Origin of the sequence: Chitinophaga sp. CF118, from assembly GCF_900112615.1 — a bacterium.
GTDB lineage: Bacteria > Bacteroidota > Bacteroidia > Chitinophagales > Chitinophagaceae > Chitinophaga.
Window position 1 is genome coordinate 781,946 of sequence record NZ_FOMK01000002.1, and the last position, 24,014, is coordinate 805,959.

General features: G+C 40.3%; 20 protein-coding genes. 10 read left to right on the forward strand and 10 right to left on the reverse strand.

Annotated features, from left to right (window positions below):
* Positions 1–125: 125 nt before the first annotated feature.
* Entirely contained in the window at positions 126–446 is a 321-nt protein-coding gene (locus tag BM176_RS11370; RefSeq protein WP_090102927.1) for a hypothetical protein, read from the reverse strand.
* A gap of 656 nt (positions 447–1,102) precedes the next feature.
* On the opposite strand from BM176_RS11370, the gene BM176_RS11375 reads away from it, so the two are divergent.
* Both BM176_RS11375 and BM176_RS11380 read left to right on the forward strand, forming a co-directional pair.
* Positions 1,103–1,903 carry an XAC2610-related protein gene (locus BM176_RS11375; protein ID WP_090102930.1) on the forward strand — a complete coding sequence of 267 codons (801 nt, stop codon included), beginning with the start codon at positions 1,103–1,105 and terminating at the stop codon, positions 1,901–1,903.
* Positions 1,904–2,072: 169 nt separating this feature from the next.
* A complete protein-coding gene (locus BM176_RS11380; RefSeq protein WP_177230369.1) occupies positions 2,073–2,789 on the forward strand; it encodes an ATP-grasp domain-containing protein in 717 nt (238 codons plus the stop codon).
* A 187-nt stretch (positions 2,790–2,976) separates the two neighbouring features.
* Here the strand turns inward: BM176_RS11380 and BM176_RS32435 are convergent, their stop codons facing one another.
* On the reverse strand, positions 2,977–3,141 hold the full coding sequence (locus BM176_RS32435; RefSeq protein ID WP_177230370.1) for a hypothetical protein: 165 nt from the start codon (positions 3,139–3,141) through the stop codon (positions 2,977–2,979).
* Between the two features lie 573 nt (positions 3,142–3,714).
* On the opposite strand from BM176_RS32435, the gene BM176_RS11385 reads away from it, so the two are divergent.
* The 5 genes from BM176_RS11385 to BM176_RS11405 all read left to right on the forward strand — a co-directional run bounded on the left by BM176_RS11385 (position 3,715) and on the right by BM176_RS11405 (position 7,086).
* Positions 3,715–4,287 (forward strand): GIY-YIG nuclease family protein, encoded by a 573-nt coding sequence (locus tag BM176_RS11385; RefSeq protein ID WP_090102934.1) that lies wholly within the window; start codon positions 3,715–3,717, stop codon positions 4,285–4,287.
* 10 nt (positions 4,288–4,297) lie between these two features.
* Positions 4,298–4,783, forward strand: coding sequence for a DNA-deoxyinosine glycosylase (locus BM176_RS11390; RefSeq protein WP_090102935.1), 486 nt, complete (start codon positions 4,298–4,300; stop codon positions 4,781–4,783).
* A 587-nt stretch (positions 4,784–5,370) separates the two neighbouring features.
* Positions 5,371–5,769 carry an SMI1/KNR4 family protein gene (locus BM176_RS11395; RefSeq protein WP_090102937.1) on the forward strand — a complete coding sequence of 133 codons (399 nt, stop codon included), beginning with the start codon at positions 5,371–5,373 and terminating at the stop codon, positions 5,767–5,769.
* 129 nt (positions 5,770–5,898) lie between these two features.
* Positions 5,899–6,174, forward strand: a complete 276-nt coding sequence (locus BM176_RS11400; RefSeq protein WP_090102939.1) for a hypothetical protein — start codon at positions 5,899–5,901, stop codon at positions 6,172–6,174.
* Positions 6,175–6,246: 72 nt separating this feature from the next.
* Positions 6,247–7,086: a hypothetical protein gene (locus tag BM176_RS11405; protein WP_090102941.1), complete on the forward strand. Its 840-nt coding sequence runs from the start codon at positions 6,247–6,249 to the stop codon at positions 7,084–7,086.
* Between the two features lie 404 nt (positions 7,087–7,490).
* Here BM176_RS11405 and BM176_RS11410 read toward each other — a convergent pair whose 3' ends face one another.
* From BM176_RS11410 to BM176_RS11420, 3 genes are all read right to left on the reverse strand, one after another.
* Positions 7,491–8,438 carry an EndoS/ChiA family endoglycosidase gene (locus BM176_RS11410; RefSeq protein ID WP_177230371.1) on the reverse strand — a complete coding sequence of 316 codons (948 nt, stop codon included), beginning with the start codon at positions 8,436–8,438 and terminating at the stop codon, positions 7,491–7,493.
* A 65-nt stretch (positions 8,439–8,503) separates the two neighbouring features.
* Positions 8,504–9,031 (reverse strand): hypothetical protein, encoded by a 528-nt coding sequence (locus BM176_RS11415; protein WP_090102945.1) that lies wholly within the window; start codon positions 9,029–9,031, stop codon positions 8,504–8,506.
* Positions 9,032–9,035: 4 nt separating this feature from the next.
* Positions 9,036–9,503, reverse strand: a complete 468-nt coding sequence (locus tag BM176_RS11420) for an RNA polymerase sigma factor (protein WP_090102947.1) — start codon at positions 9,501–9,503, stop codon at positions 9,036–9,038.
* A gap of 105 nt (positions 9,504–9,608) precedes the next feature.
* Between BM176_RS11420 and BM176_RS11425 the strand changes: the two genes are divergently transcribed.
* Positions 9,609–10,001 (forward strand): acyl-CoA thioesterase, encoded by a 393-nt coding sequence (locus BM176_RS11425; protein ID WP_090102949.1) that lies wholly within the window; start codon positions 9,609–9,611, stop codon positions 9,999–10,001.
* 123 nt (positions 10,002–10,124) lie between these two features.
* The gene (locus BM176_RS33115) at positions 10,125–10,328 is read left to right on the forward strand and encodes a dihydrofolate reductase family protein (RefSeq protein ID WP_369823740.1); all 204 of its coding nucleotides are present in this window, start codon (positions 10,125–10,127) and stop codon (positions 10,326–10,328) included.
* Positions 10,329–10,836: 508 nt separating this feature from the next.
* On the opposite strand, the gene BM176_RS11435 is transcribed toward BM176_RS33115, so the two are convergent.
* Positions 10,837–11,568 carry an SDR family oxidoreductase gene (locus tag BM176_RS11435; protein ID WP_090102953.1) on the reverse strand — a complete coding sequence of 244 codons (732 nt, stop codon included), beginning with the start codon at positions 11,566–11,568 and terminating at the stop codon, positions 10,837–10,839.
* Positions 11,569–11,688: 120 nt separating this feature from the next.
* A complete protein-coding gene (locus BM176_RS11440; protein ID WP_090102955.1) occupies positions 11,689–12,537 on the reverse strand; it encodes an AraC family transcriptional regulator in 849 nt (282 codons plus the stop codon).
* 783 nt (positions 12,538–13,320) lie between these two features.
* On the opposite strand from BM176_RS11440, the gene fusA reads away from it, so the two are divergent.
* Complete coding sequence (fusA, locus tag BM176_RS11445) at positions 13,321–15,387, forward strand: elongation factor G (RefSeq protein WP_090103384.1); 2,067 nt, start codon at positions 13,321–13,323, stop codon at positions 15,385–15,387.
* Positions 15,388–15,444: 57 nt separating this feature from the next.
* Here fusA and BM176_RS11450 read toward each other — a convergent pair whose 3' ends face one another.
* The 3 genes from BM176_RS11450 to BM176_RS11460 are packed head-to-tail and all read right to left on the reverse strand — an operon-like array spanning position 15,445 to position 24,003.
* Positions 15,445–16,356, reverse strand: a complete 912-nt coding sequence (locus BM176_RS11450; RefSeq protein WP_090102957.1) for a PorP/SprF family type IX secretion system membrane protein — start codon at positions 16,354–16,356, stop codon at positions 15,445–15,447.
* A gap of 8 nt (positions 16,357–16,364) precedes the next feature.
* A complete protein-coding gene (locus BM176_RS11455; RefSeq protein WP_090102959.1) occupies positions 16,365–22,826 on the reverse strand; it encodes an Ig-like domain-containing protein in 6,462 nt (2,153 codons plus the stop codon).
* A gap of 13 nt (positions 22,827–22,839) precedes the next feature.
* Complete coding sequence (locus tag BM176_RS11460) at positions 22,840–24,003, reverse strand: ABC transporter substrate-binding protein (protein ID WP_090102961.1); 1,164 nt, start codon at positions 24,001–24,003, stop codon at positions 22,840–22,842.
* Positions 24,004–24,014: the final 11 nt, after the last annotated feature.

Here is a 24,014-nt window from a genome sequence, read left to right on the forward strand (position 1 = left end):
TTGTTCAGGCAAAATAAAAAGTTAAAACAAAAAAGGGAGCGATTAAGCCCCCAATAGTTTACAGTATAGCTTAAAAATTCTGTAAAATTTGAACCACAAGAATCAAAAACCTATTCCAAAATCGCTTATTGAAAAATCTCGAACTTTGTCACCTTACACGTCGCCTTTGAGATCGCCACGTACGCTCCACCTGTATTTCTGATATTTCCATTCGTTGCGATCCGCAGGATTTGTATCAGACTATCATTTTCAAAGATCTCAGTTTTAAAGTAGCCATCCGGTACCTTCCTCTTTTTATCCAGTTTTTTGAAGACCAGCTCACTTTGCTTTCTTACCGAATCAATATTACATCCTTTAGCTGTAAGAGCATTATCCAGGTTCTGGTCCGCATTACAGAACTTTATTGCCAATGAAGTGCATATAAATACCAATAGTACTGTTTTCATAAAGACTCGTTTTTAGTGACTAAGGAATGTACACCAACAGCACCGCTTATAGCTCCAATGACTGTTCCCTTTAATAAATTGTCAGAGCCTGATAAGATGCCAAAACCCAAACCTGTAATTTACGAGGTAGGCAATTGGTTAATATAGTTAAAGGGCTGTCTTTTTTTATTAGGCTTATATTTATTACAAATTGCCAGGAGGATATTTATAGAAAGGCCTAAACAAGGTCCATTTTTAGCTCCAGTAACCTAATGAAAAAACTATATTGTAGCATTATTTTTTTTAGATGGGCAATATTATTGAATAAAAATCAATCAGATGTTAACCCTTTGTTAATCAGAAGAAAACATAAACTAGTTGGTCTTTGGGGGGATAAAAGTGAAGTTGTGAACATTACTTAGACACTCAAAGATCTCACACATCTAGTCTACGCAAGTAGACGAGGGGAAGGAAACTGTGAGTACTCCTTTTTGTAAAAAAACTTTTTGTGTTTGTTAACTGTACATGTTGTTTCACTAATAAGGCTGCACAAAATTAATTCTCCATCAATCAGGTCAGTAACTGAAATTACATTAATTTCACTTTAATGCTTTGGCTGCTATAATACTAATGGTGCTATTTAGGCGGATGATAAATTCATAGGTGTAATTATAAAAATGATACGGATAATTCTATTCTTAACAGTTTGTGTTCTTTCTTGTGGACAACATGGGGTAGAAATAAAAACAAAAGGCAGAGACATAAAACCTTTGACCGATAGTACGACTGACATTTTCACCGAAAAAAAAACATCTTTGAATCAGTTGTTCCTACTAAACAAAGATTCAGCAAAATTTAGTTCACAGGATTTGTGGACATCAATACTTATTGGACATCTATTCGACAAAAAGCAAAAAGATGCGGTTCTTAGATATGAGGACAATGACACAGTTGCAAATGTTATTATTCTGAGGCTGTCAGGAAAAAACTGGGATACTATCTTTTCTACAAAGATTTGTCCAGTGACAACAGGTGGTTTTGAAGACCTCATAGAAGTGAGTGACTTTAACGGAGACAATATTCCTGACTTGAAAGTTGTAAAGGATTATTGGAATATTCATATTGGAGAAAAGTCTGACCTATGGCTATACAGCAAAAATAATTTTACAAAAGTGCAAGGATTTGATAGTATCATAAGTGCAACATATGATAAACGCACGAACTTGATTTATTCATATCAAAGCATGGGTTGCGCAGATATGATTATGTACTTTGGGATTTTCAAAATCATTGGAAATAAAGTGAAGAAAATAAAAGAGATGAGCTGCGACTGCTGCCTGGAATCTAATGACAGTTGTAAAATCAAGGTGTTTGGAGAAAAGCCTTATTTCGTTCCATACAAAACGGCTTATAAATATGTTCCCAGTTTTTATGCAGAAGGTGTTAGAGAAAAATGTGAAATGGTTGTAGGCAAATAATTAAATGGAGGTATATGCTTCTATTTTGGTGCTCAGAATAGGGGAATTAGCGAACCAGTTTATAGCTGAAAACACATAACGGTACAATCGTAGCTGCTACCATCACACAAAATGTGGAACTGACGGAATGTTTTGCCTACCTGGAAGATTATGTATATTCGTAGCCGATATGAACAATTTGCCAACGCTCCTTATACCCGAAAAGATTGATATTGAATCTAAACAGGTACTGATAACCTGGAATAACAAGGGAGGACAAGTAAAACAACTAGGTAAATACTGGATCAAAGATGAAGCGCTGACTACACAGCCCATTGCGCTATATGGTAACCAGACTTTTGTGCTGGTGCTTGCACAGCTGTATAGTGTAGCCCTGATTTCACCGGATGATACCCTGGTATCCAGATTGGATAGAAAATGGACAAAACGGGATATTACGACAAAGACTATCGCGCTAATCACAGAGCAGGATTTCCCTACTTTTATCAAACCAGTGATACCCAAAATATTCATCGCAGGTATCTTTCAAAACAAAACTGCATTTGAACAGGTTACAACCGGTTTACAATCTACCGAAGAAATCCTTGTTTCATCTATCGTTACACCTATTCTGGCTGAAGCAAGAAGTTTCGTTCTGAACGGCGAAATAAAAGATATCGCCTTGTATGAAGGCGAAGCCAGCCTGGATGCCGGAAAAGTTTTTTTAACAGATTTTTTATTGGCCCGTAAAGTTGACCTCCCCTACTCTGTTGTCATAGATATTGCTTTTAATGAAACGTTGGGCTGGTTTATTCTTGAATTTAATGCCTGCTGGGGCGCAGGACTCAATAACTGCCACGCTGAAAAAGTAATCGACTGTATCATCAGCGCCAGTATTAACTTGTAAACCCTATATGAGCGGCTATAACCCGCATCCGCGCTAAGCAGCCCGCTGTATTTTTTCCCTAAAACATTGGCCGCGATGTAGCTGATATTAGTAAAATGATCCAGGACAGCCTCTTTACGCCCGTTATCATGCTACAAGGGGATACGCTTTCAATGGCAGAAATAGCAGCCAAGCTGACCACAACAGATTAATATGCAGGTAGCCAACGACTCTTATTATGGAGGTATACTACTGCTACACTCTGCTGACGCATGATACCAAACGCAGCAGGTACTACAATTGCATATCTATCCAATGCTTTGAAAAGAATGATGGGTTGCATGGTTACCAGCAATATAGCTTGTGTTGCCATTAATGAGCCGATGAGTGCGACATTTCGTGTGAATGTAGATTTAAACAGGTAAAAGAGATATGTTTCTCTTATTATTTGAATCGTTGTAAAGTGGTCATCTGCTTGGATCTCATGTTTCCGCCCTTGAATACTTATTTGAAAGTCAGGTATTGAAGATTTTTGAGTATAAAATATTTCTTAACTAGTGATTAACGTAATTCAATTTTGAGTTAACTATATTGTCTTCTCATTAAGTTCGCTTATATCAATTAACTGATATAAGCGAACTTAATGAGAAGACAAATGAACAAACTGAAACAGATCTAAGTAGCCATTTCAAGCCAAGAAGCTGAATAGATTATAGAAAACAGCAGGCAAATGGAGAAAAATACTGACCGCATAAAAATGGAAATCAACGCATTACAGCATTAATTGTTCTGAAGATGGATGATCTTATTTCTAAACTGCTGTGGTTTAAATATTTCGAACATAGTTTGGACATGTAGCTATGCAATAGATAAGAATAGCTCCAAGAAAGATCCATAAAATATTTCCCGCACAATAAAATAATTAAACAAACCCCACATAAAATAAATGAATCCTGTTCCAGAATTGCAAACATCCATAATAGATCAGTTCAAAGAAATTGACCTGGGAATTTCCAATGAAGCTGCCAGACTAAGGCAATTGGCCGATATACTTGTTTTTGATCACATAATGGAATTTGAACTCAATAACGACCCTCCTTCCGTTGCGGAACATTTAATGCACCGAAAAGGCGTTTATTTCTTCCAGATAAAGAATAAAGATCTATCTCTTGATGTATTGAGCTGGGTGACAGCATTTACCCAGTTGTGGAAAGGTGCTGATGTAATTTGGGTGCCTGGTATTAAAAAAGGGCGAGTTAAGGCTCATGGCCGTTTCGACGAATGGATTCCCTTGTACATAGGAAAGTCCAAAAACGTAGGCAACAGAATTACAGAACATATTCACCAGGTAAAGGACCGTAGGACATTTTCCATGAAGTTAAAGGCAAGAACAAACTTACATGGAGAAGTATTGAGAGTAAGCTGGATACCCCTTGATGTTGTAAATTATGATATGATAGCACCTGCCATTGAAAGTATGCTCAGGGAGAGGATTAATCCGATCACAGGAAAGCAATAAAAAGGACGCAATGTTAAAACAATCGTTTCCCCCAATTGCCGATAAAAACAGCAAAATTCTTATATTAGGAACTATGCCAGGTGAACGATCACTGCAACAACAACAGTATTATGGACATAAAGGAAACCAGTTTTGGAAACTGATATTTACGTTATTTGACAAGCCCATCAGTCATGACTATGATGAAAAGAAACTGATACTACTCGACAAAGGCCTCGCACTATGGGATGTACTTCAGCATTGTGAGCGAACCGGTAGCGCCGATAGTACTATTAAAAATGATATCCCCAATGATTTTATTGCTTTCTATGAGAAATTTCCAGGAATACGACATGTTTTCTTTTCCAGCGGCAAGGCAAGAGAGCTGTACCAAAAGCATGTGATTAAGAATGAAAATTTAACGTACTACCAATTGCCTTCGCCTAGTAGCGCTAACACCTGGAAAACATTTGAAGAGAAATTAACTGAATGGAAAAAGGTATTGGAATATTTATAATTACCTAAAAAGAGAATGGAATTGTAATAATATAGATAAAGAGTCTGATAATCGTCTAAGTGACTACATGTATCCATCAGGTAGGGCTGCTCAAATAAAGATGGTCATATTTCAATTGCCAGTAGTATTAGGGAGATCATTAGGATCCTATATTTTCCTTAATACAGTCATTTGTGATAACTCCAAACCACCAAACAAGTGTTATGTCTCCACAGGATTTTAAGGAAATAATAAAATGCCGATAAGTTTCTAGTTAATCTCATCTCCCGAATATAGATTAAGTCTCGCTAAAACGCTGCTCGAACATGAACAGTATATAATACCTTTATGATTCAAACTACAGCGCCACCCGAACAAATCTTTTTTGTTGAATTTAGTTAGTTTTAAGAACTTACGAATCGATACATTACAGTTATGCCTAAAATGAAAACAAACAACCGTCAAGGGTTACATATCCATCGAGTAAAACCGATTTTATTCAGTGGTAGCCCAACAGACCTGGAAAACATACGATTAATAACACGACCACAACATGCAGAATATGTTGTGTTTTGGAACAGAAAAGTCAAGGAGCTAAAAAATAATAGATGAAGTCCTATTTGGAAAAACTGGCAAAGAATTTCACTCCTTCAATTCCGGCAACTCATGACGGGATTGCTGAAGCAGAAAGGCATTTTAACATTTCATTTCCTACCGACTATAAAGAGTTTTTATTATTCACAAATGGGCTGGAAGGAGAAGTAGATGATGGGTATCTGGTACTTTGGAGTGCCAAAGAACTGATTGAGTTGAACACAACATATCATGTCACCGAATTTATAGAGCAAATAATTATTTTCGGTTCAGATGGAGCAGAAGAAGCTTTTGCGTTTGATATATCAGGTACTCAACCTTCAATTGTAAAATTGCCATTTATTGGAATGGGATATATACCGAATGAAAAATTGGCTGACACATTTGAAGCTTTTTTATTGCAAAAAATTTAAACCTAAAACAACCGCCACACGCCATACACCTTAAAAAATGCTGCAAATCAGACAATTGACCAATTTCAGACGGATGGAGAGTGGGGAGGAACATATAAGAGTTATAGTTTAACAGCAGGTACATACACTATGCCTTGTGCAGCTGCTGGTAGTTGCGGAACATTGGGTGTGGGTGATTGTTCTATTTCCTGGCTTAATGAGGTACAGGATTCTAGTTATTCACTCATGGGCGGCATTAGAGTGAAAAAGATTATTACCCTGGATAGTCTGAATCAGGGGGCACCATTAATCAGGGAGTTTAAGTATAGAAATGAAGATAATTCTACCTCTGGGCTTGCCTTTTATAAACTCTGCAACCGCGCAATTGTAGCCTTGTTGTTAACGAAGTTAAAAATACCCAAATAAAGGCACCTGGTCCCCTGATTTTGTCGGAGTCACAGATTTTCAGTAATTTAAGAGTACTCAAAAGATTATTTTATGGCCAGACAGGAAAGCCTGCTCAAATTCACCGGTAAATTGGGAAACGTGATCGGTTACCGGAATAAAAAAGACTATTTATTGCGCAGTGCTTCTGCTGTCGTGAGGCAGACATCTGCTACCAAAAGAGCGGCAAGGGATTTTGGAACCGCCAGTAAAGCCGGTAAGCTTATCCGCCATGCATTGAATGAATACCTGCAGCATTGTTACGATAGTTCATTGACTAACCGCCTGAATAAAACATTAGGTGAAATAGTTCGTGCTGATGACAGTCACAAAGCGGGTCTACGAGTGCCGGTAGCCGCTAATATGCAATCTTTACGTGGGTTTCGGTTTAACAGTCATACAGGTATTCAGCACCTTTTGGCAGGCAATCCTGTTATTGATAATAATAATGCAGATATCAGTATCTCATTCCCGGAAACCGCCATCAGCAATAATAAAGCAACCCATATTATAATAAAAGCGATAGCACTGTCAGTCAATTTCGCACAGCAAAAAACCCACCGACTGGTAAGCGAAGCTGTAGTGATCAGATGTGGAGAAAAGCAGATTCTACCTACGATTACATTAAATCCCGATAGAAAAGATCTTACCCTCATTATGCTGGAAATACTATCCTGTTATGAGGTAAACGGTCAGCTGCATCTATGCCAGAACAAAAAGGGCGCTGCACTGGATATTATTGGTATACTACCACCAATGGAATCGCCTGAAGCTATAAAAAGCAAATACAGTAACAAGGCTCCCAAACTTAAGATCATTCCATCATACATACAACCTTCCAGACGTTCTTGTATCATGCTACCCGTTGTCTTCAGTTCCTTCCCGGAAGGGTAGTATAAAGCCGGTTTCCCACAATTAAAAAATAGGATTCTTACACTACGGAAACAGCCTTCCGTTAGCATTGCTATGCTTTATAGCGATAATTGTCCGCATTTTATACCAGTTTGCTTCCTGCAATCAGTATCTCCCCCTCTAAAAAGTGACTTTAAGAAGCTTTTAATTATAAATAACACTTTCCCAACCCCAATCTGCTAAAAGTCCACCTTATCTCCACCCATACAAGTACTATCATAGTACTTAAACTACTGAATCATTAAGATAAAACCCTCATCTCCTTTAATACCTCTACAAGCAAAAGGCTCCTAATGGAGCCTGATTGAGCATTATAGCTCAACATTAATTAAAACTAAATGGGAGTAAACAGACCCTTTCAGTCATATTTACCCCCATTTCCAGTGCTATTTCTTCAGATGCTCAATAATCTTTGTAGTATAACTGATGTCTTTAGTAATATTCCCATTCTGATCCTTGTTGTGATAACTACACCCAAAGATAAATTCCATCATTCCACTACCCGGAGCTGCTTTACGCAGTGTATCTGCTATTTTCAGTTCCTGACCCGGAGGGGTAGCCTGACCAGCATTAATTGCACAACCGGCTCCTACTCCTATCAATACATTTTTAGTATCGCCGATCGCATCGCCATATGACTTAATCCATGTCATAACATTTGCGGCTGTATTCCAATAGGACATAGTCATCACATAGTCTATGTATTTTTTAGACCGTCTGATCTGGGCAATATTGCGATTGTTATAATCTACAACAGACAAGAGTCTGCCGGTTTTAGAATCAGGACCGATGTATTTAGCCAATGCAATAATGCCGCTATCAATGTTGGCGCTGGTCACATTTCCATACTCCAGATCAAGATCAACACCATCCAGTTGCCAGTTGTCCAGTGAGTCTTTCACCACCTTAGCCATAGCTGCTGCCTCTGTTCCGGACAGGTTTACCAGATTTCCCGCAAAGGAAGTACCTACTACCCTTATGCCTCTCTTTTGCAGATTATGCGCCAGTGTCAACACATCACTCCAGTTATTCTGACCAGATACGCCTCTGTGTTCAAACTCCCATCCGCCAGCAGTAGTCTTCCCTATACCCAGCGTAAAAATGTTCACCACATCCACACTATCCGGAATGGCATCCAGCGGCCCGACTGAAGACCGGTCATAACAACAGCCTCCCCAATACTCTACGAGCAGCGGTCTTTTTGTGAGTAGTTTAACAGGTGTTACAGTAGTATCGGGACCGTTAGTACCGGGAGGTGTATCGTCCCTTTTACAGGAGATAGAAAAAATGAGTAATGCAACCAGTGCAACATACAACGTAGAAGTGAATTTCATGTACCAGGGTCTTTTAATGTTAATGATTTTAATTAGACACATCTGGCATTATAGAACGCATTAATCTATACATTCGTATATTCTCTTAGTACCCCCCTGATCTTATTGATTCTACCCGCCCAGATCTTCCACAGGGAAAAGACCTGTATTCCCAGCAAACAGATAATGACCGCCAGTCCGTAGTACTTACCGGAAGTCCATGTGATGTTTGCAAGGAAGAATAACATGATACCTGCAAATGCAAGTGCACGGGATACTACCGCTATTACAGCATAACGCTGCAGTTTTTCAAGATATACAGTTAGAGATTGTTTCAGGTTACCGTTGCCTACATTATTTTTTGTGCTGAAGTATCCTGTAATATTGTGCAGTAAAAGAAATACTACAGATATAATCAGGGTCATATTCAGGAGGAATGATTTATTGCGCCCATCAAAAAAATCATAATACACCAGCAGGAAAATGGAATAACATATTGTTTCAATTGTTAGTTGTCGCCTGATATCTCTTAATACAGGATTTTTTATTGTAATCTCACTTCTGTATTCAGCACCAGCCGTGTTCCATGCTGATTTTAAAGGATCTGTTTGCATAGTGTTAAAGTTTGAGGATACTTTTAATCTTTGTTTTAATCCGGTTCAGTTTTACGCCTACATAATTTTCATCGATACCAATGATAGCTGCAATCTCCTGGTAACTCATATCTTCCAGGTAAAGGGCTATAATTGCCTTTTCACTGTCATTCAACTGCTTCAGTGCTGCAAATAGCAGTTCCTGTTGCAGATTACCCCCGGAGGGATCAGCAACCTGTTCCGGTAGTGCTACCGGGTAAGTGATCTCAGGCCGGTGTTTACGAAAAGAAGCCAGGGCAGTATTGAGCGCAATCCGGTACATCCAGGAAGAAAGTTTTGCCCGTCCTTCAAAAGAGGGGAAAGCCTTCCATAACTGATACACAATCTCCTGGAACAGGTCTTGCCTGTCCTCCGGAGAATCGCGGTAAAGTCGGCAGACTTTGTGAATAATCCCCTGATGCTGGCGTATCATCTGTAAAAATTCATCTTCCATTTTATCAGTCTGATTTCTCGTATTAGTTGCCTGAAAAGTAAAAAACTTACAAATGAAGTATATTTGTGCGCTTTTTATAAATATCCGCCTTCAAATCGAGAATCAATGAACTTTTACACACGGAAATGGGTAAAACCAGAAGACCTGAATGCACATGGTACATTATTCGGCGGTAGCCTGCTGCGCTGGATAGACGAAGAGGCTGCTATTTACTCCATTATTCAGCTGGGGACTAACAGATGTGTTACTAAGTATATGTCTGAGATCAATTTCATCAACTCCGCCAAACAAGGTGATATTATAGAACTGGGAATCAAGGCCATCAGTTTTGGACGCACGTCACTTACACTGGCTTGTGAAGTAAGGAATAAGATTACCAAAAAGAGTATTTTGACTATAGATAAAATTGTATTTGTGAGTGTAGATGAACAGGGTATTCCATATCCGCATGGAAAGACGGAGATTACCTACACTGATGAGAGGTTGCGTGAAGATTGATTTATAATGAAGTGCGTACTTTCCTACTAATGCACTTTCCTTTTTCTTTATTAACGGATTGTAACCATTGCAGATACATTTTTCCGGGTCCAGATCTTACGATGTCCAGATATTGGCAAAGACATTTGCATTGGTGGCGGCGTTTCGACCATCCGTCAATTCTTACAAACAGGCTATATTAATGAAATGCACCTGGCATTCTCCCCGGTATTTCTTGGTAGCGGAGAACAATTATTTTCAGGAATAGATATGTCTGCCTTAGGCTTCAATCAAGTCCAAAAAATAAATGGAGAAAAAGCAACGCATATTATTGTAACAAAAAGTTAGTGCGAACTGAGGTACTGTTTATAGCATGATCCTGGCATTCTTAAGTGAGGACTTTGGTTCTGCCGCCATCATCAATAATAAATATGTGTCGGAGATCAATTTCTTCTTTCCGTGCTGAATTAGGCCTGCTTAGGCAATACGGAGTAACTGGTTAGTGCTATTGTCTTTGAAGAATTTCAAATTTGGAGCCGACAAGCTTTATCGCAAGAGCGACTGATATATTATATGAATGTAGAAGGGTTCAGATATCTCTGAACTCTTCTACATTCATATAACAAGTTATGATTAAATATATTCAAGAAAATGCTGAACTTTTAAAGAGATACATTTTACGATTAGAATAACAGATTTGTTATTGCTTGAACTTTGCATTTCTAAATGTTTGTTGATGCCTCATGCAATAAGTTGATAGTTGAGCCCTAAATATGCTAATAAGATCATGCGTTCAGAAGGTTAAAGGAACCCTGTATCTAACTTCATATTTCCGGTATAAAAGATGGAACAGTATTTACCATGGTAATACCTCTCCAGACTCAGAAAAAGTACCCGTTGGACCATTTTCATCCAGCAAGGCTAATGATACGCCTGTTTTCGCACCATCTTCAGGTGTAAGCGGTGCCTGGTCTGAGCCGATGGATGTTTTAACCCAACCAGGATTTGCCGCGTTTACTTTTATTTTACTTTCGCGAAGCGCTTGGGCCAGGAAAACTGTAAACTGGTTTAATGCTGTTTTTGACGCACTGTAAGCATAAGGCTTTAAAGCGTACAGCCTATGAGCTTCATCCAAATGAACACCAAAGGAACCGGAAATACTGCTGATATTTACAATACGCCCCGCCTCACTTTTTTTGATTGCCGGCAGTAATGCCTGGGTCAGCTCAACGGTTCCAAAATAATTAATGTCAAAAGTATCACGAAGGGTTTGCATTGGAACAGTTTCGGTGTTATTTCCAAACCATGCGCTGTCTAAAAATACGGCTGCGTTGTTGACCAGGATGTCCAATGCGCCATACTCGCTTTCGATGTGATTTTTAACGTTCTCAATATCTAATGAATCACTGATGTCAAGTTTTATGTAGGTAACATCTAACGATAAATCCCGCAAAATTCTTTCTGCCTTTTTACCTTCGGTTTCGTTTCTCGCGCCTAATAAAACCTTGATGTTATGTTGCGCAAGTTGTTTTGCTGTTTCAAAACCAATGCCTTTATTGGCACCCGTGACTAATGCTATCTTTGTCATTTTGTATATTGTTTAATTACAATGCAAAGATAGAACGGATGGCATAGCCGATGTTAGCGCAAATAAAACCGATCCTTACTAAATTCAAACCTAATGGTCTCAGATCTTTGAAGGAGTATATTATTCCTTATTTATTTTTCTGTAATCTGTAGGAGATCCATTTGCATGCTTTTTAAAAAACAAATTGAAATGTGAGGGTTCAGCGAAGCCGAGTGCAAAGGAGATTTCCGCGATGTGCCAATTGGTTAATTTTAATAAGATTTTAGCCTCTTGAACAATTCTTGCTGCGATGATATCACTTACAGTCCTTCCTTTAGATATCTTTACCTGTCGATTTAAATAATTTGGATGGAGTGATAAGCTGTCTGCGAAATCTTTTGAAGTTTTAAATTTGATCGTATCCTGCGGCGATTCTATGGGAAACTGCGATTCTAATAATCTTATGAAGGAACAGGCGATAACCTCCGCCGTATTATTTGTTTTTACAAAAGAGCTAACCGGAGCTAGCTTTTGCGCGTTAAAAATGATTTCAAGAAGATGAGTGCGCTGGAGATTAGCTTTAAACGCGCTGCTGTCTCGCGTTTCCTTAAATATTTTACTGTAGATATTGATAAAATCATTCGTTTGCTCATCTGTAAGCGAATAAATATGCTGCCTTCCTGGTTTATAGATCGGAAAATCAAGTAACCGATAACCACTGTTTGCTTTAGTAATAAACTCCTCTTTAAACACGCAGCTGATTCCGGCATATCCCAAATGAGTCGCCTGTACCCCAAAAGGGATTTTAGTAGTGGTAAAAAGTAATGAGTTGCCCGAAATATCAATATTTCTATCTTCGAATTCAAGTCGATATTCCCCTTGTAATAGGGTGGCCGTGTAAAATACCTTCCTGCTGTATTCAAATGAAAAGTAAGGGCTGTTAGCTATGCTCAGGTCAAGTATATGAAAAGTATCTTCAGGCATTTTCATATACTAAAGTAGGTAAATAAATTTATTAGATCCACTATCATTTAAAGAAACAGTAACATCAAACCCAAATTTATGAAAAACGCTTACAAACTGTAAAAAACAGTTACAAATGAGGAGATTTTATGAAAAACTCTTATGGAAATCTTGTAATAACCTTGGTATTATCAGACTAATCATTGTAAAAGGTACTTTTCTATCTTATCCAGGTTTGTTGTTTGAGTGTCGCAACCAAACGTATAAACTATTTGGGGCTTAATTGTAAGGAAGTCATATAAGTACTTCCTAACCTCTTGAAGGTGTATTCTAAATCCCTGAATGCTTTATTTATATCAGACACCTTCGTGAAGATTGATTGTTATTTCATAAATAAGTTATACCTTTGCGTACATTAATTACAAATCTTACAAAGATTACAAACAATGCTTAACAACTTTAAATATCAATCAGCGTTCAACGCAAAAACTGTTATCAGAGCAGTTATTGCTAGTACCTGTATTGTCTTTATTAAGAACGGGGAGGCAAATCCATTCCCGGATATGAGAGGTTAAGTATTTTTCTGGATATTCTTCAGAGGCCTCTTCTTCCGAAGTGGCCTTTTTTATTTGTCTCCCCTGATCTTCCTTTTTAATTCATACATTTTTATAACACAGTCAATATGCAATTGATCATTAAAACATTGAAGTTTTTGCTTACACGGCATGTCCGGTAATGTCAGGTGCAATGCATATTGCGATGAGCCTCCGTTACCGACGAGAGGCTTTTTTTATTTTTAATAATACAACAATGAAACGTTCTAAAGAATTCAGAAATATAGGAATCATGGCACATGTGGATGCAGGTAAAACAACCGTTACTGAACGCATCCTTTATTATACAGGACTTACACATAAATTAGGTAGTGTGGATGAAGGCAATACTGTGATGGACAGTGATCCGCAGGAAGAGAAAAGAGGTATTACCATTTCTTCTGCAGCTATTACTACCTATTGGAATAAACATCAGATCAATATTATTGATACTCCCGGACACGTGGATTTTACCGCTGAAGTAGAACGTTCACTAAGAGTACTGGATGGTACAATAGCTGTATTCTGTGCAAAATCAGGTGTGCAGCCACAGTCTGAAACTGTGTGGAACCAGGCTAATCATTATAACATTCCGCGCATTGTGCTGATCAATAAAATGGACCGGCAAGGTGCTGATTTCAATCGTGTGGTACAGGAGATCAGAGATATGTTACATGCGAATGTAATGCCAATACAACTACCTGTTGGTGCGGAAGATAACTTTACAGGAGTTGTTGATCTTATAACGATGAAAGCGTTGATATGGAATAGCCAGGATGGAAAGAATTATGATGTGCAGGACATTCCTGCAAACATGCTGGAAGAAGCTTTAAAAGCTCGTAACAGCCTGCTGGAAGAACTCTCTTTGTATGATGAAGTGATCTTTGACAAGTATATGTCGGATCCGCTTAGTATTACTGTAAATGAGATCCATACCGCCTTGCGTACGGCTACCTTACAGATGCAGGTGATACCTGTATTGGCAGCTGCTGCTTACAGAAATAAAGGTATCCAGCCTTTGCTGGATGCGGTGGTACAATATCTTCCTTCACCGGCAGATATTCCGTCTGTAAAAGGTATATCTGTTGAGAGTGATGAGGAGATTGTGATCAGTACTGATGTGGAAAATACGTTTGCAGGTTTAGCCTTTAAGATCATCACAGATGAGTATACAGGTAAACTAACGTTAGTGAGAGTTTATGCAGGTGTGCTTCGTGGTGGCGATACCTTATGGAACAGCCGTACCGGCAAGAAAGTACGTATCAGCCGCCTGATGAGAATCATGTCTGATAAATATGAAACGGTAGAACAGATCGAAGCAGGTGATATAGGTGCCATCGTAGGACTGAAAGACGTGCGTACCGGCGATACCCTGTCTCATCCGGATCATCCCGTATTACTGGAAAAGATCAGTTTCCCTGAACCTATGGTCGGATACGCTATTGAAGCAAAATCTGCGAAGGAAGTGGCTAAACTGGGAGAAGCACTGGCTAAATTACAGGAAGAAGATCCTACCCTGACAGTGGAAGTAGATGCCAGCTCCGGACAAACCATCCTGAAAGGAATGGGCGAGCTGCACCTGGAAGTAGTGATCGAAAAGCTATCGGCAGATTATCAGGTAGAGATCAATAAAGGAGAACCGCAGATTGCTTACAAAGAGGTGTTTACACAACCAGTTGTACATCGTGAAGTGTATAAGAAACAGAATGGTGGGTCCGGTAGTTTTGCAGAGATACAATTTGAGCTGGCACCCCGTGAAGATGGCGTAGCTGGTCTTGAATTCATCAATGAAGTGAAAGGTGGAGCCATTCCCCGTGAATTTATTCCTTCTGTAAAGAAAGGATTTGAAGAAGCGATGAAAACCGGTGCACTGGCAGGTTACCCTGTAAACTCCATGCGTGTACGTTTACTCGATGGAAACATCCATGTAACGGATTCGCACGCACTGGACTTTGAACATGCTGCTTCAATGGGATTCAGGGATGCTGCAAAGAAAGCAGTGCCAAGATTGCTTGAACCATTCATGTCTGTAGAAGTAACTATGCCGGAAGAGCATACAGGGGTGATTACAGGCGATCTTAACAGAAGACGTGGTGTGATCAGGGGAATCGAAATGAAAGCCAGTCAGCAGTACGTAAAAGCGGAAGTACCGCTATCCGGACTATTCGGATATGTAAACGTGTTACGAACCTTATCTTCAGGAAGGGCTGCGGCATCATTAACATTCCAGGATTATCAGCTGGTACCGAATGGTATTGCTGAGAAAGTGATAGCGAAAGGTTAATAAAAAAAGGCTCCTTCATCGGGAGCCTTTTTTTATTGATTATATTGAGCGGAGATATTACTTGAAAAGATCTACCGTTACCCCCACTTCATATGTGCCATCTACTGTTGTTTTAACACCACCTGTCTGTGCTGTATACATTGCCTGTATCGCTACTGTTTTCAGGATATTTACTCCAATACCGGCAGTTACACTTTTAGAAGAATGATACATCGCCATTACATTGGCAACGTTGTTCAGCAAAGCTACATTTACACCTGCATCAATGATATTATCATAACCACTTACACCCCGGTAACAGATTTTAGGTTCTATCGAAGTGATTGTTTCATCCAACGGGAACTTATATGATGCTGCAGTGAAAAAGATGCCACCTCCATCAACCGTCTTATTATTATCGCCGGTAAAGAGGCTCCTTACATTAGGCAGCGAAGCCTGTATCGTGAGCTTAGTATCAGTATATGCCATACCGTACTCTCCTTCAAAGTAATTAGTCCTGCGGTTAAATGCAGTCACAGAAGGATCATTCACATCACCATCCAGGTTTTTATAATCAATACGCTGTACGTTCAGCGCAACGGAAAGCCCAAAGTGCAACTGCTGATCCGGGTTATTCAAAGGCAGGTGATAAGCATAGGTTAATCCCATGCGGGTTCTGTTAATAAGACCAGCTACATCATTGAAGACATTGAGACCCACTCCCACCCTGTTCCCCACCGCATAGTCTGCGGTGAAGAACTTGGTAACAGGTGCACCATCTATACCATTCCACTGCCGGCGGTAAGCCGCATTCAGGTGCAGCCCTTTTTCTAATCCTGCCATAGCAGGATTGGCCAGGTACTGATTCTGAAAATACTGGGTGCCGGATGGTTCCAGCAATGCCTGCGAATTACCGAGCGATTGCGCTCCTGCTTCCAGACCTGCCGTTATAAACAGGCAGCCAAGTAATAATGAACGAATGTTTTTCATATAATTAATTAGTTTCTGTCTCTGATAATAGTGATATAACCTTTCGCTGTCTTACCACCATCAATTGTTAAAATATAGTAGTAAGTACCTTCTGCCAGCGGGCTGCCATTCATTGTTCCATCCCAGTCATTACTGTAATTTCTGCGATTAAATACCATGCGGCCGGTACGATCGTAGATCCTTACTTCATTGTTAGGATAACTATCCAGGTTACGAATTACCCATTTATCATTCTTACCATCACCGTTTGGCGTAAGGATATTCACAGCATCTATTTTAAAGTCTTCCACCACTTTCACAGTGATCTGTGCCGTATCGCTACAGCCTGCGTTGCTGGTGACTGTTACTTTATAAGTAGTGTTGCTCATTGGTTTTGCTTCCAGTATATCACTCTGTTCTCCGCTGATGTTACCGTCTGCATTATCCCAGCTGTAGCTGCTTCCACCAGTTGCAGTAAGATGGATGATATCACCTTTAGAGATAGCATTTCCTTTATCGCTGCTGATACTGATGATTGGCAAACTGTTGGCGGTGATGGTAAATGTGCGGCGTAATGTATCCACACCACCATTCGTTGTACCTCCATCATCCTTTATAGTTACCGTTACAGTTTTATTTCCTGAAACACCGCCTTTCAGCTTGTAGGTAATCAAACCTGCTGCATCTACAGACAATACTTCAAAATCAGGCTGATTTGCCATAATTGAGAAGTTGTAAGTCTGAGTCGCTTCCACAGCAGAGGCGCCAGTCAGCTGGATAGTATGTGCGTCTGTGTTAGTACACATCACCACATCAGAGATAACGTCCAGTAAAGGTGCCTGGTTCACCAGTTTCACATTCACTGTTACAGTTTCCGCAATGCTGGTATTTAATCCATCGCTAACTGTGATGGTCAGGGTAACAGTACTATTTGCTTTATTGTTGAGAAGTGTCACATCCTGTACATGAATACTGCCGGTGTTATCAATGGAGAATGCTCCACCGGAATCATCACTGGTAATCGTCCAGTTCTGTAAAGTACCCCTTGCTTCAAAAGCTGTTACTTTTCCAACCAGTGTACCAACCGGGTTCCTTTCTGCAATATTGAAAGTTTGGCCTGCATTGATAACAGGAGCAGTTGCATCATACACAATTGCTAAAAGATTATTTCCTGAATTGCCGTTACCAACAACATTCACCGCAGAACCTGCCGGTACATTAACATTTACAACACCATCAGCAAAAGGTGTTATTAGTGCCGTATAAATAACATTATCTGTCGTTTGCAGATTGCTGACTGTTGCATTGGATGCTGTGATACCGCTGATAGTCAAACCAGTCACTGCTTCAGTAAATGATAATTTTACGGTGAATGGTACATTTACAATAACTCCAGCTGTAGTAGATATATACACCTGCGGAGTGGCAGTATTCACAAGCACACCGGCAGTACTTGCTACATTGTTCAGCGTCAATACAGCATTGTTAGTTGCGACATCCTTTATACTACCACCATTTCTTACCAGACTAATCAATGTAATACCATCCATATCCATATCCCCTGGCTGCACTGTGTAACTGAACACTAATGCACTGGTACCACTTCCGCTAACATATGTAGCCTCTACACCACCGGTATTCAACCCTACATTGAGATAAGGGAATCCTGTTGCTGTATTTACTATCACATTTTCATTGTAATTAACTACAAAGCTGAGTGTAGTACCATCCTTATAATATCCGTTCGCCGGTACTGCTACTGAAGTTATAACAGGCGATGTGGCATCATAAGTTAAACTTAAGCTGGCAGGAGACGCGGTATTGTCATTGTTTCCAATGTTCACCGCCACAGCAGGAGGAATACTCATCATCACCGCACCATCTGTTACTGGTGTTACCAATACTGTATAAGAGATATTATCTGAAGTTTGCAGGTTACTCAGTGTGGCATTAGATACTACGATATCACCTGTTGTAAATCCTGTTACGGCTTCGCTAAATGTGATCGTTGCCGTAAATGGCGCGTTCACAATTGCAAAAGCTGAAGTAGACAGTGCCACCGTTGGATGCGATGTGTTTACAAACACACCTGTTGTGTTGCCTATATTATTCAGTGTTAACACAGCATCGTTTGTCGCTGCATCCTGTATAACAGCTCCGTTTGCTACCAGGCTGCCCACTGTAATACCATCCATATCCATATCTCCGTTCTGAACGGTATACAAGAAATTTAATGCCTGCAATCCTGCTGTATTCAGGTATACTGCGTGTACAACAGTAGACCCGATCGTTACATTAATATAAGGTGTACCACCTGTTGTATTCAGTAGTATATTCTCACTGAACTGAACCGTGAAGGCAAGATTACTTCCGGCCTTGTAATAATAATTCGCCGGCACCGTAACTAAAGTAACAACAGGCGCTGTAGTGTTTACAATAACACCTGTCAGGCTGCCTACATTCTGTAATACTATTGCCGCATCGTTAGTGGCCACATCTTTGATGATACCGCCATTCAGTTGCAGGTTAGCTCCCAGACTAGGCCCGTTCAGGTCCATATCTCCAGGCTGTACCGTGTAAGTGAAAGTTGCTGCACTGGTACCACTACCGCTAACATATCCTGCCTGTACAATTCCGGAAGTAAGCACCACATTGAGATAAGGTGTGCCTCCTGTTGTATTTACGATTACATTTTCGTCATAGTTAACGGTAAAGCTGAGTGTAGTACCTGCTTTATAAAACCCATTCGCAGGTACGCTTACCGATGTTATAGCAGGCGCTGTAACATCATAAGTTACACTTAAAGTATTGGATGCGGAGTTGTCATTACCACCAACGTTCACCGCAACAGTTGCAGGAACATTTACACTCACTGCACCATTTGCAACGGGTGACACCAATACTGTATAGAAGGTATTATCTGAGGTTTGCAGGTTACTTAATGTAGCATTTGATGTTACAATATCTCCTATTGTAAATCCTGTTACGGCCTCACTGAAAGTGATAGTAGCAGTATATGGTACATTTACTCTTGCAGGAGCAGTAGTTGACACTACTACTGAAGGATGTACTGTATTTACAAACACGCCGGAAGTATTGCCTACATTATTCAATGTAAGTATTGCATCATTACCCGCTCCATCTTTTAAAGTGTGGCCGTTTAAGTCAAAGCTGCCTATTGTAATACCGTCCATATCATGATCACCATCCACTACGGTATACCTGCATGTGAACGAAGTCGTTGTTCCAGTTATATATGTTGCCTGTACCACACTGCTGCCAATGGTGATATTAAGATATGGAGTACCACCGGCAAAACTCATAGCAATAGGTTCAGAGAATGTAACGGTGAAGTCCATGTTGTTACCTGCTACATAATAACCATTCGCAGGTACGCTTACAGAGCTGACAGCAGGCGGTGTTATATCGTACAATACATTTAACTGTGAAGCATACGTGTTACCATTATGACCAATGTTTTCCGCAACATCTGCAGCTACATTCAGTTTAATGGAACCTTCTGCTGTTGGCGTTACCAGTACAGTAAATGTTGTATTATCTGAGGTTTGCAGATTGCTCAGTGTTGCACCATTGTCGGCACTGATATCGCCAATGACAAATCCTGTTACAGCTTCACTGAAAGCGATAGTTGTCGTAAATGGTGCATTTACAACATTGAATGGAGTCGAAAGCGTTACGGAAGGATGAGTCGTATTCACCCTCACATTAGTCGTACTGGCTACATTATTCAGTGTAAGTGTGGCATTATTACCAGCAGCGTCTTTTATGGTGCTACCGTTTAATACCAGGCTATTTACTGCAATACCATCCACATCCTGATTTCCATCCACCACTGTATAACTGAATGTCAGCGCAGATGCTGTCGTATTACTCAATGTTGCATTTACTGTGGAGCTACCAATTGTTAAAGTAACATATGGGCTGCCACCTGTAGTATTCAGATTAACGGCTCCATCGAATGTAACAGTGAAGTTCAGAACATCGCCTGCTTTATAATAACCATCCGCTGGTACACTTACGGAACTCACAACCGGTTTGGTAATATCATAAGTAAAGCTCAGCGTATTCGTAGAGACTGAATTTGGATTACCAGCCACATTCAGTGCTACAGAAGCAGGTACACTCAAACTTACTATACCATCAGTAACAGGCGTTGCTGTTATACTGTAGGTGATATTATCCGAAGTAGTAAATGCTGTAATTGTTGCATTGGTTGCCTGAATATCTCCACTTGTAAATCCTGTTACTGCTTCACTAAAGGTGATAGTAGCAGCAATAGCATGATTTAATACAGGAAGTTCTGAAGAGGCCAATGTAACTGTTGGTCTGATCGTATTTACGAACACACCGGAAAGGCTACCTATATTGTGTAATGTAACATCGGCTGTATTACCAGCCGGGTCTTTAATTGTACCACCGTTTGTCTGTATGTTAGCACCCAGGGAAAGACCGTCCATATCCGTATCACCATCTACCACAACGTAGGTGAAAGTCAATGCACTAGTACCGGAGCCACTCACGTAATTAGCGTGTACAGTGCCGGAATTAAGTATAACATTCAGATAAGGTGTTCCACCTGTTACATTTACTACTACATCCTCCGCGTAATTAACAACGAAGTTCATCGGTGAACCGATCACATAATATCCGTTAGCGGGTACACCAACAATTGTAACAATCGGAGCTGTCAGATCTACGGTCCAGTTGTAAGTAACTGGTGTTCCAATATTACCGGCAGGATCTATTGCTCTTATAGACATCTCATGTGCACCTTCCGCAATACCACTAAGAGTAGCCGGAGACGAAATACCTGCATAGGCTGCACCGTCAAGACTACCCTGGAAAGTACTGCCACCTTCACTGGAAGAGAAAGTGAAAGTAGCATTTGTACTATTGGTAGGATCGTTCGGACCAGTTAATATTGTTGTTGCCGGAGCTGTTTGATCAAGTGTAATTGTAGAAGAATAGCCCTGTACATTAAGCGCAGCATCCATATACTGCACATATACCGTTTTCAATCCGTCACCTACAGAAAGCGCCCAGGATTTGCTGGTTGCAAATGCTTCATAAGTACTCCATGTACTACCATCATTAGAGAAACGCATCTGCATGCTGCTTGCATCTGTAGCCGCAAGCGTTAATGCTACAGTGGCATTGTTTGTAATTGTTGAACCACTATTGATAACTATTGAACCTACTGGTTTTGTTCTATCTATTGTATAACTCGGCCCACTTGTATAAGGAACATTGGTAGTAGTAGGAACAACTCCCGTTCCTGTTACATTCAGCCGCAGTGTACCATCACCGGTACCGGTATTCACACTCACGATATAGGTAGTTCCAGAACCGCTATAACCGGAAACAGATGCACCTGTAATGCCGCCGCTGGTGGTTAAATTGAATGATGATGCGGTAACGCCTGTAACAGCCCTGTTGAAAATTACCGCGAAATTAACAGAGCTGGCAGCTGTTGGTGATGTACCTAAGCGCGTAATAGTGCTAACCATAGATGTAGGCGGATCGAGCCGTACGATTCGTCCACTACCTGATGCCGCGCCATCATTTACGAATACCTGTCCGCTACTGTTTACTGCCAGTCCCCAGGGATAGGTAGGTGCGGCGATGGTAAGTCCGGTATAAAGCGATGTTCCTGTTGCGTTTACCGCCACAGGGTATGTGTACTTTACTACCTGTGCGGTGGTAGCTGATGTACCTTCACTCGTATATAAATTATCATTAGCATCAATAGCCAGTGAGGTAAATGATCTGTTTGTTCCCAATGTAGTAAGGACATTGTAAGAGGGATAGGTAAGTTTAAATAAACTGCCGCCATTCGTATCCAGGAAACCCAGGAAAAAAATATCGTTATGGGAATCAACAGACAAGCCCCAGGGAACACTCGGGTTCAGAGGACTACTAGGGTTAGCCAAACCATTATAAACAACAGTACCTGCACTACTTTCAGCCCCGGCGGTATATTTCACTACCTGGTAAGTATTATCCGTACTATTGTATTCCATTGTCAGTAAGTTATCGGAAGCGTCAGTAGTAATGGCAGAATAATAGTTACCATGTTGTACTGTTGTAGCACTATAGGAAGGATAAGTCAGCTTGATAACCTCCCCATTATTCGCGGTCTCCCAACCATTCACTACAAATACATCCCCATTGGTATTTACAGTAATACCCCATGGATAAGCAAAACCCGTACTACCATACGACAAGCCGGAATAAATAACCAACGAAGTCGCAGGGTTTCCGCCGACAAATTTGGCAACCTCATAATTATCATTCGTAGCGTTATAACGCACCACGTATATATTATTACTCTGGTCTTTAGCCATGGCAGCATAGGCTCCACCTGTTGCTATGGTGGTAGCAGTGTATTGACCAAAGCCTTGATAGCCAGTGAACAAAAAGCATAATATCAGCAATAGTTTGCTGATAAGTTTTGTAAAAGTGTTCTTCATATGAACATATTAATTAAATGCAGAGAAAGGGGTTTTGCCAACCTGACACGGATTCGTTATGGATCAATTCAAATTCTTTCGCATCATAGCGCATTCCTCTGCCTTGGTCAAGAATAATTTTGTGTATTTTATTTCCTGTTGTGGTAATTTTAATAATGTTTGATACCGGTAAAGCAAATCCTGAGGAAGGATAAAAATTCTTCTCACCCCTGGGACCATTGATGATGCCAGTTCTTAATAACTGCTTAACGGTATCCCAATCTCTTTTTTGGGCGTGGGGCAACAACTCTCTCCACATCAGTCCTGCTTCATATCCCATTAAAGCATACATATTAGCTGGCTGATGCGCAATACTCTCAAACTTCTTTACAAATACCTGATTGGCTTTGTTTTCATCTTCACGCATCCACATCATGGATGTATATATTTGCAGGTCTGTATGTTTTATATCATCAAGCACATCATCATATGCCATTGTTTCATTAATCAGTAATGGTATCTTTTTATGGAAACCACTCTCGATCCATTTTTCAAGGAACCTGGTTCCCATGTTGCCGGCAAATATCGCATGTACGTAAGGAGGGGCATCTTTTGACAGTTGATCAAAAATAGCATCCAGTTCCATGCGGTCCGGCTCATTATGATCAAATGGCAATACATTAAAACTGATCTGCGTACCGCCTGCTGCTGCTACTCCCTGTTGAAATGCACTAGTCAGATGATAACCTGCTTCATATATTGGCATTATCATACGTCCACCGTTCCCCAGGTTACTTTGTGCCCAATGGCCCAATGCATACTGTGATTGCCATAACTGGTGCGATGCATAGAATACATCAGGACTCAGGTAAGGAAAATGCGGGATATATTCCCCCATATCAAAGAAGAAAGCGGGTTTCTTATCACTTTCAATTAACGGGATCAATCCGGGTGCAGCTTTGTAGCTGATCAAACCAGACAATATATCCACCCTGTTAAAAAAGAGCAGTTTACGGGCAGCAGCAACAGATGCTTCCACCCCTCCCATTTGGGTATACTCAAACATAAACTGTACAGACCTTTGGCGTACAGGATCAAGACCCATACCCAACAACCATCCTGTAACCAGGTGGCTGGAGTAATGCGGATAAATACCAGAATAAGGAGAGAGAAACCCAAAAGTGAGGGGTGGCTTCATACTATACTACT

Excerpts from the sequence above, each read along its gene's own strand:
- BM176_RS11450 (WP_090102957.1), bottom strand. The coding sequence starts at position 16,356 with ATGAAAAACATTCGTTCATTATTACTTGGCTGCCTGTTTATAACGGCA.
- BM176_RS11420 (WP_090102947.1), bottom strand. The coding sequence starts at position 9,503 with ATGGAAGATGAATTTTTACAGATGATACGCCAGCATCAGGGGATTATT.
- BM176_RS11440 (WP_090102955.1), bottom strand. The coding sequence starts at position 12,537 with ATGAAAATGCCTGAAGATACTTTTCATATACTTGACCTGAGCATAGCT.
- BM176_RS11435 (WP_090102953.1), bottom strand. The coding sequence starts at position 11,568 with ATGACAAAGATAGCATTAGTCACGGGTGCCAATAAAGGCATTGGTTTT.
- BM176_RS11380 (WP_177230369.1), top strand. The coding sequence starts at position 2,073 with ATGAACAATTTGCCAACGCTCCTTATACCCGAAAAGATTGATATTGAA.
- BM176_RS11405 (WP_090102941.1), top strand. The coding sequence starts at position 6,247 with ATGGCCAGACAGGAAAGCCTGCTCAAATTCACCGGTAAATTGGGAAAC.
- BM176_RS11425 (WP_090102949.1), top strand. The coding sequence starts at position 9,609 with ATGAACTTTTACACACGGAAATGGGTAAAACCAGAAGACCTGAATGCA.
- BM176_RS11400 (WP_090102939.1), top strand. The coding sequence starts at position 5,899 with ATGCCTTGTGCAGCTGCTGGTAGTTGCGGAACATTGGGTGTGGGTGAT.
- BM176_RS11370 (WP_090102927.1), bottom strand. The coding sequence starts at position 446 with ATGAAAACAGTACTATTGGTATTTATATGCACTTCATTGGCAATAAAG.
- BM176_RS11385 (WP_090102934.1), top strand. The coding sequence starts at position 3,715 with ATGAATCCTGTTCCAGAATTGCAAACATCCATAATAGATCAGTTCAAA.
- BM176_RS11375 (WP_090102930.1), top strand. The coding sequence starts at position 1,103 with ATGATACGGATAATTCTATTCTTAACAGTTTGTGTTCTTTCTTGTGGA.
- BM176_RS11460 (WP_090102961.1), bottom strand. The coding sequence starts at position 24,003 with ATGAAGCCACCCCTCACTTTTGGGTTTCTCTCTCCTTATTCTGGTATT.
- BM176_RS11455 (WP_090102959.1), bottom strand. The coding sequence starts at position 22,826 with ATGAAGAACACTTTTACAAAACTTATCAGCAAACTATTGCTGATATTA.
- BM176_RS11395 (WP_090102937.1), top strand. The coding sequence starts at position 5,371 with ATGAAGTCCTATTTGGAAAAACTGGCAAAGAATTTCACTCCTTCAATT.
- BM176_RS11390 (WP_090102935.1), top strand. The coding sequence starts at position 4,298 with ATGTTAAAACAATCGTTTCCCCCAATTGCCGATAAAAACAGCAAAATT.
- BM176_RS11415 (WP_090102945.1), bottom strand. The coding sequence starts at position 9,031 with ATGCAAACAGATCCTTTAAAATCAGCATGGAACACGGCTGGTGCTGAA.
- BM176_RS11410 (WP_177230371.1), bottom strand. The coding sequence starts at position 8,438 with ATGAAATTCACTTCTACGTTGTATGTTGCACTGGTTGCATTACTCATT.
- BM176_RS32435 (WP_177230370.1), bottom strand. The coding sequence starts at position 3,141 with ATGGCAACACAAGCTATATTGCTGGTAACCATGCAACCCATCATTCTT.
- fusA (WP_090103384.1), top strand. The coding sequence starts at position 13,321 with ATGAAACGTTCTAAAGAATTCAGAAATATAGGAATCATGGCACATGTG.